Annotated in this window: 14 protein-coding genes; 12 read left to right on the top strand and 2 right to left on the bottom strand. The window is 61.6% G+C overall.

Annotated elements, in window-relative coordinates; translation table 11 throughout:
- Positions 1-95 precede the first annotated feature (95 nt).
- Positions 96-1,115, bottom strand: coding sequence for a beta-ketoacyl-ACP synthase III (locus SINAC_RS14610; RefSeq protein WP_015246412.1), 1,020 nt, complete (start codon positions 1,113-1,115; stop codon positions 96-98).
- 401 nt (positions 1,116-1,516) lie between these two features.
- On the opposite strand from SINAC_RS14610, the gene SINAC_RS14605 reads away from it, so the two are divergent.
- The 11 genes from SINAC_RS14605 (at position 1,517) to SINAC_RS14555 (ending at position 14,657) form a co-directional block, all read left to right on the top strand.
- Positions 1,517-1,930: a hypothetical protein gene (locus SINAC_RS14605; RefSeq protein WP_015246411.1), complete on the top strand. Its 414-nt coding sequence runs from the start codon at positions 1,517-1,519 to the stop codon at positions 1,928-1,930.
- 124 nt (positions 1,931-2,054) lie between these two features.
- A complete protein-coding gene (gene holA / locus SINAC_RS14600; RefSeq protein WP_015246410.1) occupies positions 2,055-3,059 on the top strand; it encodes a DNA polymerase III subunit delta in 1,005 nt (334 codons plus the stop codon).
- 23 nt (positions 3,060-3,082) lie between these two features.
- On the top strand, positions 3,083-4,861 hold the full coding sequence (locus SINAC_RS14595) for a cytochrome c peroxidase (protein WP_237722523.1): 1,779 nt from the start codon (positions 3,083-3,085) through the stop codon (positions 4,859-4,861).
- Positions 4,862-4,965: 104 nt separating this feature from the next.
- Entirely contained in the window at positions 4,966-5,181 is a 216-nt protein-coding gene (locus SINAC_RS14590) for a hypothetical protein (protein ID WP_015246408.1), read from the top strand.
- Positions 5,182-5,616: 435 nt separating this feature from the next.
- A complete protein-coding gene (locus tag SINAC_RS14585; RefSeq protein WP_154673691.1) occupies positions 5,617-5,877 on the top strand; it encodes a hypothetical protein in 261 nt (86 codons plus the stop codon).
- Positions 5,878-6,263: 386 nt separating this feature from the next.
- Positions 6,264-7,757, top strand: coding sequence for a transglutaminase-like domain-containing protein (locus tag SINAC_RS14580; protein WP_015246406.1), 1,494 nt, complete (start codon positions 6,264-6,266; stop codon positions 7,755-7,757).
- A gap of 165 nt (positions 7,758-7,922) precedes the next feature.
- Positions 7,923-9,266 carry a BON domain-containing protein gene (locus SINAC_RS14575; protein WP_015246405.1) on the top strand — a complete coding sequence of 448 codons (1,344 nt, stop codon included), beginning with the start codon at positions 7,923-7,925 and terminating at the stop codon, positions 9,264-9,266.
- 231 nt (positions 9,267-9,497) lie between these two features.
- Positions 9,498-11,534 carry a squalene--hopene cyclase gene (gene shc / locus SINAC_RS14570; RefSeq protein ID WP_015246404.1) on the top strand — a complete coding sequence of 679 codons (2,037 nt, stop codon included), beginning with the start codon at positions 9,498-9,500 and terminating at the stop codon, positions 11,532-11,534.
- Positions 11,535-11,672: 138 nt separating this feature from the next.
- The gene (hpnH, locus tag SINAC_RS14565; protein WP_015246403.1) at positions 11,673-12,674 is read left to right on the top strand and encodes an adenosyl-hopene transferase HpnH; all 1,002 of its coding nucleotides are present in this window, start codon (positions 11,673-11,675) and stop codon (positions 12,672-12,674) included.
- Positions 12,675-12,689: 15 nt separating this feature from the next.
- A complete protein-coding gene (locus SINAC_RS14560; protein WP_015246402.1) occupies positions 12,690-13,487 on the top strand; it encodes a phosphorylase family protein in 798 nt (265 codons plus the stop codon).
- A 276-nt stretch (positions 13,488-13,763) separates the two neighbouring features.
- Entirely contained in the window at positions 13,764-14,657 is an 894-nt protein-coding gene (locus tag SINAC_RS14555) for a DUF4349 domain-containing protein (RefSeq protein WP_015246400.1), read from the top strand.
- A 576-nt stretch (positions 14,658-15,233) separates the two neighbouring features.
- Here SINAC_RS14555 and SINAC_RS14550 read toward each other — a convergent pair.
- Positions 15,234-15,695, bottom strand: coding sequence for a hypothetical protein (locus SINAC_RS14550; protein ID WP_015246399.1), 462 nt, complete (start codon positions 15,693-15,695; stop codon positions 15,234-15,236).
- A 442-nt stretch (positions 15,696-16,137) separates the two neighbouring features.
- On the opposite strand from SINAC_RS14550, the gene SINAC_RS14545 reads away from it, so the two are divergent.
- Positions 16,138-16,962: a sugar phosphate isomerase/epimerase family protein gene (locus SINAC_RS14545; protein WP_015246398.1), complete on the top strand. Its 825-nt coding sequence runs from the start codon at positions 16,138-16,140 to the stop codon at positions 16,960-16,962.
- Positions 16,963-17,087 lie beyond the last annotated feature (125 nt).

The following is a 17,087-nucleotide window of genomic DNA, read 5'->3' as shown; positions in this document are numbered from 1 at the left end:
CGGTTTCATGCCGGCGGCGGCTCGTTTGCGTTTGTGAGTCTCAAGGTTGCGAGGCCCTTTGCCAGGTCAGGTCCGAAGCCCGACCGACCCAAACCTTACCAACGCCAGAGCGCGGTGCCCCAGTTCAAGCCTGCGCCGAACCCCGAGGTGAGGAGCAGGTCGCCTCGCTCGATCGATCCGGCCTGGACCAGCTCGTCGAGAGCGATTGGGACGGATCCGGCCGAAGTATTGCCGTACCGTTCGAGGTTCTTGAAGACGGCATCGCGATGGAAGCCGAGGACGTCGCTGGCGGCGTGGATGATCCGAACGTTGGCCTGGTGCGGGATGAACCAGCGAACGTCGTCGACCAGGCAATCGGCCTTTCTCATGACCTCGACCGTCGAATCGGTCAAGATCCGCACGGCCCACTTGAACACCGCGCGACCGTCCATCGTGAGGAAGTGGAGCCCTTGCTGGAGCGCCTCGACCGTGGGGGGGATCCGGCTCCCGCAAGCGGGCCGGCTCAGTAAGTCGCCCCCCGAGCCGTCGGATCCGAGTTGGTAGGAGACCAGCCCTTGCTCCGGTGACCCCGGCCCGAGCAGGACGGCCCCGGCCCCGTCGCCGAAGAGCGGAAAGCTCTTCTGGTCGCCCGGATTGATCACCCGGCTATTGCAGTCCCCTCCAATGACGAGGGCTCGTTTGCTGGTTCCGGCCGCCACGAACTGCGCAGCGGTGATGAGCGCGAAGATAAACCCCGCGCAGGCTGCCTGGATATCGAATGCCGGACAGTTTAACTTCAAACGGTCCTGGACCAGGTTACCGGTGGAAGGAAAGCACATGTCAGGTGTGAAAGTGCCCACGACCAGCAGGTCGACCTCGGCTGGTTCACAGCCGGCAGCCTTCAGGCAGCGGATTGCGGCCTGGGTGCAGAGATCGCTTGTGGCCTGGTGCGGAAGCGCGAACCGGCGTTCGTGAATCCCTGTCCGATTGACGATCCATTCGGGGTCAAACCCGTGCGAATCACGCAAATCGTGATTGGTCACTACGTTTTCGGGAACGTAGCTGCCGGTCCCGAGGATCTGTATTCCCGTCAGCGAGCGGGTCCGCGGCTCGACGTGCAATTGGCCGTTGCTCATAGGCGATCCGCGAACGGTCATCCACCTGGTTCTAGAGTTCTGAGCCCGAGGGGACACTCCTCGACGGCGGCCCCCTCCGATTCCGAATTCCGCGTGCGGATCGTTGATCGACGACTCTCAGGACCCGAACAAGGCTCGACGCGAGGTGGGATTTTTGGGAAATCGGGCGTTTTCTGGAAAGCGGCGCAGGGCTGCTAATACGACTCCCTCGGCGACTTTTGAGATTCGCCTTCGCAAGCAAAACTCTCGTTCGAACAAGGGAGAACACGACTATACTGACTGGCTCTCACGCTGGCCAGAGCAAATAGACCGACCGGGATCTGTCCCTAACCGGCTTGCCTTGGCCCTCTTTTCGATTCTGGTTCCTCGGAGCCCGGCGGCCGCTGGCTGGGACTTTTGCAATGCCCGAACATTGGATTCGCCTCCGTGGCGGCTGGGAGTGGCAAACCGGGGCCGCTGATGCGGATGTCGCGATCAAGCGGCCGGTGACCTTACCGATCGAATGGCCCGTCGTCGGTCAGGCCGGCCCCGTGCGCCTGCTCCGTCGTTTTGGTTGCCCACCCATCGATCCGCTCCGCGAATCACTTACCTTGCGTCTGGAAAAGGTCCCGGGACTGCTCGCGGTCCAGCTCAACGGCCACGTACTGGAAGGTCCGTTGGACGAGACTTTGACGTTCCGACTTGCTCCGGAATCGATTGGGCCGCTTTTAGCGAAGAACCTGCTGATTCTCGAAGTTGACCCTACTCGTGCCACTCGTCCGGGAGAAACATGGGGGCAGATCGCCCTGATTGTCGATGCACCCAAAAGGGGATGAGAAACGTTCGACCAAGCGGCCTTGAGTGGAGCCGATGGCCCCTCTGGCTGGCGGGTTGCGGCGTGGCAATGGTACACTTTTCTTCGTCTTGGCCTCGAGACGATTCTGAGCGAACGCTTTCCGCATGCATGCCATCGACTTTCTCAAAGACCCGTCGAAAGTGCCGGTCAAACCGGTCTACGCCGTTTTCGGCGACGACGTGTACCTGCGCCGGGAGAGCCTGGCGTCGATTCGCCGGTTGATTCTCCACGGGGACGACGAGGAAATGGGCCTGACCCGGTTCGCCGGGGAGCATGCCTCGCTGGCCGATGTCATTGACGAGGTTCGCACCGTACCCATTTTCGCAAAACGCAAAGTCGTGATCGTCGACGGGGCCGACCCATTCGTTACCGCACACCGCAAAGAGCTCGAGGCCTACGTCGAACATCCGTCGACGGCCGGCGTCCTGGTCCTCGCGGTGAAACTCTGGCCGTCGAACACCAAGCTCGCCAAGAACCTGGAGAAGGCCGGCCTTTCCATCGAATGCAAAGGGCCTTCGGAAAAGGTTTTGGGTGCCTGGCTCGTTCACATGGCCAAGACCCGCTCCGAAGTCCGCCTCGACTCTGACGCGGCCTCGCTCTTGATCGAACTGGTGGGGACCGAGGTTGGGCTCTTGATCTCCGAGATCGAGAAGCTTGCCGTCTTCGTCGGAGCCCAAGCGCGGATCCAGCGGGATGTTGTGGCTCGAATGGTGGGCGCGGGGCGAATCGAGGACGTTTGGAACGTACTCACCGCCACCACGACCGGCCGGGGCGAGGTCGCGCTCGATTTGCTCGATCGCCTGCTCGGCGCGGGGGAGCATCCGATCGGTCTGCTTGCGGCGATGAGCGCATCACTGCGTAAGGTTCATCACGCCGGGCAATTGCGAAGGAATCGGATGCCTCTGGACAATGCCTGTGAGGAAGCCGGGATCAAATTCGGCCGGGACAAGGTGCGGCTTCAGCACGCCCACCTCGGTCCGCGCCGGGTCGATCAACTCCCTCGCCTTTTGCTGCAAGCCGACCTCGACCTTAAGGGGGCATCCAACTTGCCCCCTCGCGTTGTGATCGAGAAGCTTCTGATTGAACTCGCCCGCCCCCGCCAAGATTAGGAATCATAGAGAGAATGCACGCCATGATTCGTGGCGCCGGCCTCGGGTTCGGCCTGCTGCTGAGCGTTCTTACGACCATGACCTCGGTCCCTGGTGCCGAGCGTTCGGAGCCGGCGAACCGGGTCGGCCCCCAGGTGCCTGTGGCTCTGCTCTGGGGACCCGACGATCGACTGCACGTCGCGCTTCGCGAGGCTCGGCGACTCGTCACCGTCGATCCCCAGAACTGGCAAGTCGTCGCCGATTGGCCGGTGCCGATTCGTCCTTGCTCGCTGGCCCTCGACGAAACCGGTTCGACCTATTTCGTGGGAGGGGCGGATGGAGAAACGCTCGTCCTTGATCGCGAAGGCGCAGTCGTGCGGACGCTGACAGCCGGGAAAGGTCCGACCCGGATCCTTCCGCTCCCCGCCGGTCAGGTGGCGGTCGGGTCGCTCTGGGATGCGGCCGTCCGGGTCATCGATTGGCGGGATGGGCACGTCGTGGCTACGCACCGGCTGCCGTTCCCGGTGGGAGCGCTGGCGCGAACGCCCAAGGGGCGGGTGGTCGTTGCCGACGCGTTCGGCGGACATCTGGCCGACTTCGTGCCGGGCCGGCCGGGAAGCGAACGAGTCCGGAACTTTGAGGGCGTCAATCTTGGGGCGATCGCCGTCTCGGATGAAGGTAAGGAACTGCTTGTCATCCACATGGAGCAGCTTGAACCGGCTCCGATCACGGCCGCCAACATCGACCGGGGACTCATTCTTTCCAGCCGTCTGAGCGGAGTCCAGCTTTCGGAGTTTGACTCGGAAGCGGACGAGCCCTTGAGCCGTCGCCAGGTCGTTCTCGACGGTCCGGTCCACGGCGCCGCCGACCCGAGTGCGCTGGCGCTCAGCCCTGACGGAACCCAGATCTTCATCACCTTGGCCGGATCGCACCATCTTCTCAAGAACGATCGCACCAACGGCGGCTTGGTAGCTGCCGGTGAGCCGCATGGGCTTCGCCCCTTGGGGCATAATCAGCGTTTGCAAGTGCTCGAGGTGGGACGATCACCCGTCGCCGTTGCCTTTGATCGGTCAGGGCAGCTTGTCGTGACGGCAGACTCGATGTCCGACCGAATCTCCGTCGTCAAGGTCGCCAACCTCTCGCGCGTCGCCTCCGTCGAGCTCAGCTCAGGGCCGATCGCGCGGACTCCGGAACAACGTGGCGAAGCCCTCTTCCTCGACGGTCGACGTGCTCTCGATCGCTGGATGAGCTGCTCGAGCTGCCACAACGCAGGCCATACCAATGGGTTGAACTTCGACACGATGGGTGACGGCGGGTTTGGCGCTCCCAAGAACACGCCGAGCTTGCTCGGGGTGGCCGGGACCGAACCTCTGGCCTGGAACGGGTCGCTCGCCCGGCTCGCCGATCAGGTTCACCAGTCGCTTGAATCGAGTCTGCGCGGCCCTGACCCAGCACCGGGCATGGTCGACGACCTGGTCGCCTATCTGGAAAGCCTTCGGCCGCCGCCGCCGCGCCGGCCTCGAGACGACCCCGCCGCCCAACGGGGAGCGGCCCTCTTTCAGGCGAGGCGATGTGAGTCTTGCCACCGGCCCCCTTCATACACGATCGCCGGTGTTCGAGACGTCGGGCTCGACGACGGCTCGGGAGGCAACCGCAAGTTTAACCCCCCTTCCCTGCGGGGTGTTGGGTGGTCGGCCCCCTATTTCCACGACGGCAGGGCGGCCACTCTCTCGCAGGTGGTTCAGAGTCACAGCCCAGGTCAAGAAAGAGCCCTCAGTCCCCAAGAACGGGACGACCTGGTCGCCTTTCTCGAATCACTCTGATTCTCACTCCTGGTTTACACTGATGTCCTCGAGCAAGGACGACTCCTCAGTTATGGGAGCCGTCCTGTCCTTTTCCATTGCGCAACGCAGGCGGGCTACCGATCATGGAACATTGTGTCGCGAAAATTGCCGAGATCATTGCTCGAAATCAGAGCGATCGACGCTCGATTCTTCAGCTTGGCTACAACTTGGGTCGCCTGAGCGAGCTGACTGGTTTAGGTCGAGAACCCTTCTGGGATCGCTGGAAAGAGGCCGTGGCCGAGTGGGACGAGAAGAAATTGGCGGTCCTGGCTCAAGAATTGCAGAACAATTCATGCTAAGGAACCGCCCCAGTCTCACTTTCCGATGTGACCGAGGTAAGCCGCCGGGAACATTCTCAGCGGCCGGATCGTCGGGCTGCTTTGGGAAAAGGAACTCCATCGCTCAAACTTCAAGAGTTTGAACGAAAGATGCGTTTGTGTTGGTTTTTTTAGAAATAGGGATTAGGGCCTTTGCGAAGGCCGTTGAAGGGAGGTTATTGTCAGTCAAGGCAGTCTGGGAAAGCCATCGGTATTACCGATGAAGAATCGGTTAAACTCGGAATTCTCGGCAGATTCGCCAAGTTTTTCCTTGCTTGAAACTCATGAGTTCGTCAGAATAAGAACGTTCTGAAAACCTTCGGATCGATAACTTCGGCATTTTCAGATCGGTCAATTCTGACGCGTTCGACGAAATTGACTAACGCTTATTGTGGCTTGCTAGCGGAATTTAGGGTAATGCGACTCACTCATTCGGATGGTGTAATGACTTTGATGGAGCAAGTGGAGACTCGAGTTCGTCAATCGACTCACGGTCGAATTCGCAATCTCCTTGTAGAAGAGGTGCAGGGACGGCTCGTGATCCGTGGCCAGGCGCCTTCTCATCATGCGAAGCAACTGGCTTTGCACGGTGCCTTGGAATTGCTCTCGGGTGATCGGTTCTCCTCCGTCATCACCGTGGGGCGAAGCGCACCGGTGGCGGAAGAGGCGGTTGTCTAAGCTAAGGTCGTCTGGTTTGTCGGTTGTCGTTGAGGCTCGTTGCACGTCTTCTGTCTGGTCCGCACTGTCCTTGCCCCCCTCGTTGACGTCAGCACCTGGTCCTGGGTCTCTCTGGTGTACGATCCACCCCGGCCGTTTGGACCGGGGTGTTTCCGTGTCTGGAGCCAGCGGATTTGCCCCTTGGCGTGAGGGCTTGAGTGCGTCTTGCCTTGAGGGCGAGGCGGATATCGACCATAGTAGGTGACGCCCCTCTAGTGATCGCGGCACCAAGGGGTGGACTTGCGCGGAGGAGTTCGAAAACCCTCCGCAGCCCGTGTTCGGGGTGGGGTACAAACTCCCGATCCGTAGGGGCCCCGGTCCCATTTCTTTCCGAAAGGTCTTGTTTCATGCGACGGACCCGACGCGGTCTCGGCTTCGGCCTTCTCGTCTTGAGCCTGGGGGCCGTCCTCGCGACGGACACCGCGAGCGCTGAGACCCATGAATCTTGGGACGCGGTCTTCATCTCCGGAGCCAAGGTCGGCTTCATTCACACCTATGTTGAGCCCGTTAAGGATAAAGGGAAATCCCTGCTCCGGGTTCGCCAGGATATGGAGTTCACCTTCAAGCGGCTTGACGACCGAGTCACGATCAAGACCATGTACGGCACGATCGAGACCCCGGAGGGGAGCGTCCTTAAACTGGAGACCCGCACGCTCGCCAGCGGTCAGCAGATGACGGCGACCGGATCGGTGGTCGACGACAAGATGACGCTCTCTCTGGACGGCGGGGGCCAGCGTCAGCAGGTGACGATCCCGTGGGGACCGGAGGTCCGTGGTCCCTATGCCGCCGAGCAAAGCCTCTCCCGGTCTCCGATGAAGCCGGGCGATTCGCGTGATCTCCGGATGTATGTTCCCGACCTCAACAAGATTTGCGAGATCAAGCTCGTCGCCAAGGCCATCGAAGAGGTCAAGCTTGGCGACGGTAAGCGTCCTCTGCTCCGGATCGACGAGCTCGTGTCGCTCGGAACCAAGCCCATGCCTGAGTACAACACGAGCCTCTGGGTCGACTCGGGCGGACAGGTGCTCAAAAGCCGGAGCGAGATCCTGGGCGGGCTCGACATCTACCGGACGACGCGCGAGGGGGCCAGCCTGAAAGGCGACCAGGCTCCGCTCAACCTGACGATCAGCTCGATCGTGAAGGTGCCCCACAAGATCACCAAGCCCGAGACCCGCCGCGACGTGACCTATCGCGTGGGACTGACCGATGAAGACCCCGCCACGATCCTGCCGACCGACCGCCGGCAAACCGTGCGCCCGGGGACAACCAAGAACTCGTCGCTCCTCGATGTCAAAACCGCCCGGTCCACCGATGGGACGGCAGGTCCCGAGACGGTCGACCCCCAATTCCTCCGCGCCAATTCCTTGGTCACCAGTGAGGATCATGTCGTCAAGAAGCATGCGGCCTTGGCGACCCTGGGGGCCGTTGATCCGTGGGACAAGGCGGCCAAGATCACGAAATGGGTGGCGCAGAACTTGAAGGACAAGAACTTCGAGACCGCCTTCGCCCCGGCCAGCGAAGTCGCCCGGACGCTCGCGGGCGATTGCACGGAGCATGGTGTTTTGGTGGCCGCCATGTGCCGTGCGGTGGGTGTCCCATCGCGGGTCGTGGTCGGACTCGTCTATTCCGACAGCCTCGGCGGCTTCGGTTTTCACATGTGGAATGAAGTCTACGTGAACCGTCGTTGGGTGGCCGTGGATGCCGCCTTCGACCAGACGGAAGTTGACGCAGTCCACATCAAGCTTGCTGACACCAGCCTTGACGGGGTCTCACCTTACGAAGCCTTCCTGCCCGTCGTTCGCGTCCTGGGGAAAATGACAATCGAGCCGCTCGAACTTCGTTGAGCCGTCTTACCGCACGGGCCGGGCGGCTTTCATACCGCCCGGCGCTTGTCGGTAATTCGGATCCTGCCGCTTGTCCGGCTTGGGTTCGATCCGTAGACTTCCGGTAGCAAGGGGCCAGCCTCGGTCAATTCCATCAGGCGATCCCTTCGGGGGAGTCTTCCCAAGATGATGCAGCCGTGGACGCGCTGTTCGCTCGTTTCGATTTGCGGAGTCGCCTGTCTCGGTCTTATCCCTCCGGCGCTGGCCGTGGATCCTCCCAAGGCGAATCCGGTCGATGTCAATCGACCCGAGGTCGCTGTTTTTCAGATGCTTCGAAGCCATCCGGTGACGGCTCCGTACCCGATCGCGACGACGTGGCGGGCTGGCCAGGTCGTCCTCTCGGGTCGGGTGGGAACCAAGGTGGTTCATGACACCGCCATCCGGCTTGCAATCGCCAGTGGCCACTCGGTCCGTGACGACCTCACGATCGACACCGCCGCGGTTTACCGCACCGCCGGCACTTCCGTCGTCATGAACCCTCCAGGCGCATTTCCGCTGGGGGGAGCTCCTTACTATGTGTATCCACCGCCGCTCTTCGGGCGGATCGACGACCCGTTCTACGGCTTCGAACCCCCTCTTGTGAGCTACCCGCCGTGGTGGCCTGCCGTGGCGGCTCGCGAACCGATCAATCTGCCCGCGCAAGCTCAAGGGAATCTCGGGCAGCCGGACCCTGGTGTCGGCGCTGATCCGAATGCGGCCTCACCGATAAAAGTCCCGATCGGGGCGTCGGCCGACGACGGTTTCGTGGAAATGACCATCGACCCCCGCGGCGCTGCCGTGCTGCGAGGCACGGTATCCACCGCTGCCGATCGCGTGGCGATCGGGCAGAAAATCGCTCAGATTCCCGGCATCAATCAGGTGGAGAACCTCTTGAACGTAGGGGCGGCCCCGTCGGACACGCCTCCTCCCCCTCCCGAGCCGGCCGTTCCCGCTCCCCCCCCCGCGCCCAAGGCTCCGGCCAAGCCGGAAGCCGCACCCATCGACCCCGCGCTCCAACCAACGATCTCGGCTGACAAGGACGACCTCTCACAACGCGTGGGCCGGGCTCTCGTCGGCCGACCAGCGCTTGCCAAGCTGCCGATCAAGGTCTCCGTTCGCGAGGGCGTGGCTTATCTTTCGGGGGAAGTGCCCACCGTCTATGAGGCCATGCTCGCCTTCCGCGCGGCCCAGCAGACCCCGGGCGTTCGCCAGATCGACGACCGGCTCCAGTTCGTTGTACCCGACGGCGAACGAAGGAACCCGTTGCAGGAGAAGGGACGTCCCGACGACGTTGAACCCTATCTGACCGCGCAAATTCGTCGCCAGGTCGGTGACATCGCCCACGTCGATCAGGTCCGGCTCCAGGGCAACACTCTCGAAATCAAAGGGTCTCTACTTCAGCACGATGACAAGGCGCGGCTCGACGCGATCCTTCGCTCCATGCCCGTACTCCGAGGCTTTCGTCTCGAACCAAGCTTTGTCGTCGAGTAGGCGGCCCGAACTTTAGCCCTTCTTTTGAGATTCTGGAAAAACTAGGAAAGATTTCCCGTGGGGCTCTTGAAAAAAAGTGAAGAAGTTGCAAGGTCGAACCGGGGTTTGACCTTGATCGATTCTCCGGTCCAGGCTTAGGATGACCCGCGCGGTGGGGACCTTGTATTCCTCGCCCCGTCATTCTGATTTGAAAACACCACGTCTCTCGGGACGGAGAGGGGTCTGGATCGCATGATCGCCAACAAGGATGGTGGCGTTTCGTCACGAGCCGCGGGACTCTTCACCCAGCGGTCCGGCTCGTCGGCATCCCTCTCCCATGACCCCTTGAGCGAGGCCGTCGATTCGACGAGCCGCTGGCTCATTGATGGTCAGAACTCCGATGGATACTGGGTCGGCGAGCTTGAAGGGGACACGATCCTCGAGTCGGAATATGTCCTGCTCATGGCCTTCATCGGTCGAGGGGCCGAGGAAATCTGTGTCAAAGCTTGCCGCTACCTTCGCGACCTGCAATTGCCGGGCGGCGGCTGGGCGATCTATCCTGGCGGTCCGCCCGATATCAGTGCTTCGGTCAAGGCTTACTTCGCTCTGAAGATCGTCGGCGTCCCGGTCAACGATCCGGCAATGGTCCGGGCGCGGGAGTGCATTCTCGAGGCCGGCGGGGCGCAAGGATGCAACAGTTTCACCCGATTCTATCTGGCACTCCTGGGCCAGATCGACTACAGCGACTGTCCGAGCGTGCCCCCTGAGATGATGCTCGTCCCGTCGCGGCTTGGCTTCAGCCTCGCTGCGATGTCGGCCTGGACCCGGACGATCGTCGTCCCGCTCTCGATCATGTCGGCGTTCAAGCCAGTGCGCCGCCTGGCGCCAGGACAAGGGATCGCGGAACTCTTCCGGACCGACCTCCCGCTCCACCCGGCCCGACGCACCAAAAAGCTTGTGAGTTGGACCAACCTGTTCCTCGGGTTGGATCGCGTCTTCAAATGGGCCGATGATCATCTTCCGCGTTCGTGGCGCCAGCCCGGCATCCGAGCCGCGCACCGCTGGATGCTCGAGCACTTCGAGAACTCCGACGGCCTGGGGGCGATCTTCCCGCCGATGATCTATACGGTCGTCGCGTTGCACTGCCTTGGTTACGAGGCGGACTCGGCCGAGGTGCAGTGGGCGCACCGGCAACTCGACGACCTCCTGATCGAAGAAGACGGCAAGGTTCGCGTTCAACCGTGCGTATCGCCGGTCTGGGACACTGCGATCGCCGCCATCGCGCTGGCCGATGCCAAGGTGCCGGACTATCACCCCGCCCTGCTCCGCGCCGGCCGTTGGCTCCTCGAGAAAGAGGTTCGCGTCGCCGGCGACTGGCAAGTGCGTCGACCGGGTGTCGAGCCGAGCGGCTGGCATTTTCAGTTCCACAACGAACGATATCCCGATATCGACGACACGGCGATGGTCCTCCTCGCGCTTCAGCGCACCGCGCTGGCCAAGACGCCCGAGGTCAAAGCGGCGACCGCGCGCGGAGTCAACTGGCTTTTGTCGATGCAGAACCGCGACGGTGGTTGGGCGGCCTTCGATGTCGACATCGACAATGAGGTGCTGACCAAGGTCCCCTTCGCCGACCACAACGCGATGCTCGACCCGAGCTGTGCCGATATCACCGCGCGGATCCTCGAGTGTCTCGGCACGCTTGGTTATCGCGACGATCACCCAGCCGTGGCTCGAGCCTTGAACTATCTCTGGAAGACGCAGGAGCCGCAGGGCTGCTGGTACGGTCGCTGGGGCGTCAACTATATTTACGGCACCTGGCAGGTCTTGCAGGGCCTCAAGGCGCTCGATTACCCGATGGATCACCCCGCTCTCCAGAAAGCGGCCGACTGGCTCGAGTCGGTCCAGCAGGCGGACGGCGGCTGGGGTGAGTCATGCCAGAGTTATGACGACCCGTCGTGGATGGGCCGGGGTGAGCCGACGGCCTCGCAGACCGCCTGGGCTGTGCTCGGCCTGGTCTCGGCCGGCCGTGGTCGTGGGGAGGCCGCAAGCCGAGGTACGGCCTACTTGCAGGCCACCCAGCGCGAAGACGGGACCTGGGATGAGGGCCCCTACACGGGGACCGGATTCCCTCGCGTTTTCTACCTGAAATATCATCTTTACCGGATCTATTTCCCGCTGATGGCGATGTCGCGTTACCAGGCGGCGGCGGGGAGAGTGCCGGTCCCGGTGACAACGCCCGGAGCCCAGGCTAGCCGGATTCCGGCTTTGCCCGAGCCGTTTGCCGTCTGAATCTTTTCGATCAACCAGGCCCGAAACGACTTGGGAGCCGTTCCGTCGGCTTCACGGGAGCTTTGGGCCGATGTCTCTGATTCTTAGCCCGAGGGCCACGGATGGTCCCGAGGATTCCGCCCCAGGAGGCAGTGCGTCATGCGATTCCCGCTCTCGATGACCAGCACCATCGCTGGCTACCTCGTCAAGAAAAAGGTCACGCGGACCAAGCGGTTCCCGATGGTCTTGATGCTTGAACCCTTGCATGCCTGTAATCTGACCTGTACGGGCTGCGGGCGAATCCGAGAGTACGAGGCGACGATCAAGCAGAAGCTGTCGATTCAGGAATGTCTCGACTCGGTCGATGAGTGTGGCGCTCCGGTCGTCTCGATCTGCGGCGGCGAGCCGATGATCTACCCGGGGATCGACGAACTCGTCGCCAAGATTCTCGAGCGCAAGAAGGTCGTCTACCTCTGCACCAACGGGATGTTTATCCGTAAGCAGATCAAGAAATTCAAACCATCGAATAAGTTTTTCTTCAACGTCCACCTGGACGGGATGAAGAAGAACCACGACATCGCGGTCGAGCGTGAAGGGGTCTTCGACTCGGCCGTCGACGGCATCAGGGCCGCCAAGGAAGCCGGTTTCCTCGTCTGCACGAACACCACGGTGTTCAAGGAAACCGACATGGCCGAGCTCGACGAGCTCTACGGCTTCCTGACCTCGATCGACGTCGATGGGTTCATGATCGCCCCGGGCTATGGCTACTCGGCGGTCGCCGACCAGGACATGTTCCTCACCCGCGAAGACATCCGCACCAAGTTTCGCGCGGCCGAGGCGATGTTCCGCAAATACAAGTTCAACACCTCGCCGATCTACCTCGAGTTCCTTCAGGGTAAGCGCGAAATGTCGTGCACGGCCTGGGGCAACCCGACCCGGAACATCAAGGGCTGGAAAGGTCCGTGCTACCTGATCACGGATATCCACCACAAATCGTTCGACGACCTCTTGAACAAGACGCCCTGGGAGAAGTACGGTTACGGCAAGGACCCGCGCTGTGAGAACTGCATGGTTCACTCCGGCTACGAGGCTTCGGCCGCGCTCGGGGTCAACAGCAAGCTGGGCGATACGTTCAAGATGATTAAGTGGCAGTTCACCTGATCTGATCGGAAATTCATGAGTCGAGGGACATCCGGAGGCGCGGCCACCAATCCCGATGGGACGTCGTCCGCCTCCGCGCCCGCACCGGTCCCCGTGGATGTCGGCATCGTGGCTGCGATGTCGATCGAAGTCGGGTTCTTGATGGATCGAATGAAGCGGGTTCGCAAATATGCGGGTCCAAAGCATTCGGTCATCGAGGGCGAGTGCGAGGGCAAAGTCGTTGCTCTCATCGTGACGGGCATGGGGCGCGAGGCCGCCCGGCGCGGAGCGCAGCTCCTGCTCGACGGGCATCGCCCGCGCTGGATCCTCTCGGCAGGATTCGCGGGCGCCCTCGATCCTGCGCTCCGGCGCAATGAGATTGTCATGGCCAGCGAGGTCGTCGACCTCGAAGGGCAGCGGTACGCGATCGACGTCGGCGTTCCCCCAACCGCCCTCGGACCCCGAGTCCGCTCCGGGCGGCTCTTGACGGTCGACGCGATCGTCCGCACGGCGGTCGAGAAGGCCGAGCTTCACGCTCGCTTCGGGGCTGACGTCGTGGACATGGAAACTTCGAGTGTCGCCTCACTCTGTAGCGAACGCTTGGTCCGGTTCCTCTCCATCCGAGTCGTCAGCGACGAAGCAGGCATCGATCTCCCTCCTGAAGTCGCCGCGCTGATGACCCGCTCAGGCAGTTACCAGGTCGGCGCCGCCCTCCGCGCCATCTGGAAGCGGCCGTCGAGCTTGAAAGACTTCTGGGCCCTCCACGAACACGCCCAAGAGGCCGCCGATCGGCTCGCGACCATCACCGCCGGCGCCATTGCCGACCTCCCCTGAGCCATCCCTTCCGCAAGGTGATCGGGATGGTGGGCCTTGCCCACCCCCCCCCTTGGGGAAGAAACCGATCCTTAATCGTTCATGAAATCATGACGGATTCAGCAAAGCTTGCTTCGAAAGAAGCGTTGCTGTTGGAAAATACGTTGTTCGAGCCCTTTTTTCTCGACTTGGGCACAATGCAGACGAGAATCTTCAGAATAATGGATTGGCTCGAACGAATCCCCTCGGTGTGAGATTCACCACTCCGGACAACTCTTGAGGTGGGGAGATGCGCCTGTGATCTTGGCCATCAAGTCGAGCCTTGCCCTGCCGTTTAAACCGATGCTCTGGTGCGTTGCCGTTTTGATGGGAAGTAGCGGTTGCGGAGAAGAGGGGAACCTTTCCAAGAGTGAATACGCGGGGACGAAAACCGCCGGTGGAATCGCCGCACCACCGGCGGCCACAGCGCCGGTGGTCGCTCCGGCTGAAGGGGCCGTCGAGCAACCCCCGGCCCAGCCTCGCCGAATCATCTACAATGCCCAGGTGACGCTCGTGGTGGAGAGTCTCACCGCCGCCAGCCAACAGATCACGCAGTTGGTCCAGGCCAGCGGGGGATATGTCTCGGAAACCGATACCAATATCCAGTCGCACGCCCCGCGCACCGGGACGTGGAAAGTCCGCATACCGGTCGCCAAGTTCGACGCCTTCATGGCGTCGGTGAGCAAACTCGGCGAACTCCAGCATACCCACGTCGATTCGCAGGACGTGAGCCAGGAATACTACGACCTCGAGGCAAGGATCTCCAACAAGCAACAAGAAGAAAAACGCTTGCTGAAGCACCTGGCCGACTCGACCGGCAAGCTCGAAGACATCCTCGCGGTCGAACGTGAATTGAGCCGGGTCCGTGGGGAAATTGAGCAGATGCAGGGCCGGATTCGCTACCTGACGCATCAGACGGACCTGAGCACCGTCACCATCACGGCCTTGGAAGTGAAGGATTACACTCCCCCGGTCAGCCCGACGCTCTCCACCGAGATCACGCGAACCTTCGGCCAATCGGTCAGTCACCTTGGCGAGTTCGTCCGCGGTCTCTTGCTCTTCTGCGTCGCGGTGTTCCCCTGGTTTGTGGTGATCGCCCTCGTCTCGGTGCCCCTCTGGTGGCTCGTGCGCCGGTTGAGGAGACGTGCCTGAGAGGGGCAGAAAGTCATTCCTCATTTCCTGGGGGGATGGGTGGTCCGATTTCGGGAAATGGTTTCGTCAGCGTTCCGAGGGGCGACCGTCGAAAGAGGCCAGACTCATTTCACGGTCGCCCTTTCAGGGCTGCAATAAAATTCTGATATGAGCTTTTCTTGTTTCCAGGGGTTTCACCCCTGGCTATTAACGGTCGCCCCTTCGGGGCTACAATGAATCCGTCAGCGATTGCCTCAACGGGAAAACGTGCTCGAATTTTCGCATGTCCGTGGATTCACGCATGCCTTGAGCAGCCCCGGAGGGGCGACCGTTAATAGCCAGGGGTGAAACCCCTGGAATCGGTTCAACACATCAGAATTATGCAGCCCCGAAGGGGCGACCGTCGAAAGGGGCCAGAGGCATTTCACGGTCGCCCCTTGGAACGCTGACGAACCAACTTCCTCATTTCTGGGGGGATGGGCGGTCCGATTTCGGGAAATGGTTTCGTCAGCGTTCCAAGAGGCATGCGAAATGTGAGCATGCCTCTTCTTGTCGCTTGATCAATGGCTCACCACTCGCCTTGATCCCAACTCTGGCTCACTTCTTTGTCGCCGCCGGATTGGCCGGAGGTCCGCTCGACGGAGCGAGCGACCGCCGTACCGCTGGGGGATGCTGCAAGCTGCGGGCCGGGGCCAACGTCGGGGTCGGAGTCAGGAGGCTCTCGACTCCCATGGTGGCGACCCCTGGAATCAGGAGCAGGGCGACGATCCCGATGGCGGCCGCGTGGGGAGGGTGGAACTCAAAGATCAGCGTGAAGACGGCGAACCAGACGATCGCCTGGAGGACCGTCCAGGGAAGGTCGGAGGTGAACATCGTGTCGAACGAGGGGCGCAGCCAGGTCAGGAAGGCCGCGAGGATGAACGAGCCGAGACCGACCTTCAAGCCCGCGCGGGGAGTGACCTCATCGTAAAAGAAATCCTGGCCAAACTCGACGATTACATAGCAGGCAATGAACATCGCTAGCCAGTAAATCAACAACGGCCAGATTATCGCGCCCATGACAGTTCACCCGACGTGTTTGGAATCGCTCGCACTTTTTAAGAAGGTAAGAAGCTGTTGGACAAGGTCTTTTGTTGAAGGCTTGCATGGCTTGGGTGCCACGGGTTGTACTCAACCCGTGAGCCAAAAACCAGGGCTTCCTCTCACGGGTTGAGTACAACCCGTGGCACCCGGTAGTATTGGCTTGGCCGGGGCTACCCATGAGAAAATCAAAGAAAACCGCGACCGACAGCTTCGTATCAAAAAAAGAGGGAGCAGAAGGAAGGAAAAAGGACCGGCCGTCGAACGCGACTTGAGGTCAACTTCGTCCTACTGCCTATTCGTATCGTAACCGGATCGAGAGGCGTTGGCCACACCGCACGCTGGCGGTTTTCCCGTTGATTGGTACGATTGGACTTTCGCATCGAAGACCGATCCAACGCGAGGAACGGGGAAACGTCCCATGGTCCGTATCAGTGCCTTCGCCGACGAGATTTCCAAGGACCCGGTCGAGCAGCTCGACGTGCTCGAGTCGCATGGGATCCGCCACATCGAGTTTCGCTCGATCCATGGAATCAATGTCCTCGATCTCAGCGACGCACAGCACGAGGAATTTCGCGCCCTCCTGCGTTCCCGAGGCTTCGGCCTGAGCGCGATCGGGTCGCCGATCGGCAAAATCAAGATCACCGATCCGTTTGACAGCCACCTCCAGCGCTTCGACCTGGCCATGGACCTGGCCGAGTTTTACGACGCCCCCCGAATCCGGATTTTCAGCTTCTACATGCCGCCCGGGGAGAACCCGGCCATCCATCGCGATGAAACCATGACGCGGATGACCGAGCTTGCCCGACGAGCCGCTGCTCGAGGGATCACTCTCTTGCTCGAGAACGAAAAAGGGATCTTCGGCGACACCGCCCCGCGCGTGCTCGATATCCTGGAAACCGTGAACGCACCCAGCCTGTCCCACGCGTTTGATCCGGCCAACTACGTCGAGGTCGGACAACCGATCGACGAGGCATGGGTTAGCCTCCGTTCGCGGGTGACCCACTTCCATGTGAAGGACTACGACTCGAAGACGCACAAGAACGTTCCGGCCGGTGAAGGTGAGGGGCAAATTCCGCGTCTGATTGCCGATGCCGTTGCCAACAGCTATGACGGTTTTTGCGTCCTTGAACCCCACCTCGTGATCGCCGAACTCAGCTTCGGCTTCACCGGCCCCGAACGCTTCGGTGATGCCGCGCGGGCGCTCAAGGGGGCCCTCGACGGGAACGGAATTGCCTACGCCTGAGCGGTTGAGCCTTCCCCTTGCCTGCTCGAACGAGCGGGAAATGACCCGAAACGACGGCCCGCGCTCCGGCTCCGGCCCGATTGACCGGCCCCGGGACGCGGCATAAACTGCAAGCCCCAGCCTCA

Origin of the sequence: Singulisphaera acidiphila DSM 18658 (assembly GCF_000242455.2) — a bacterium.
GTDB lineage: Bacteria > Planctomycetota > Planctomycetia > Isosphaerales > Isosphaeraceae > Singulisphaera > Singulisphaera acidiphila.
This window is presented reverse-complemented; position numbering and strand designations above follow the sequence as displayed.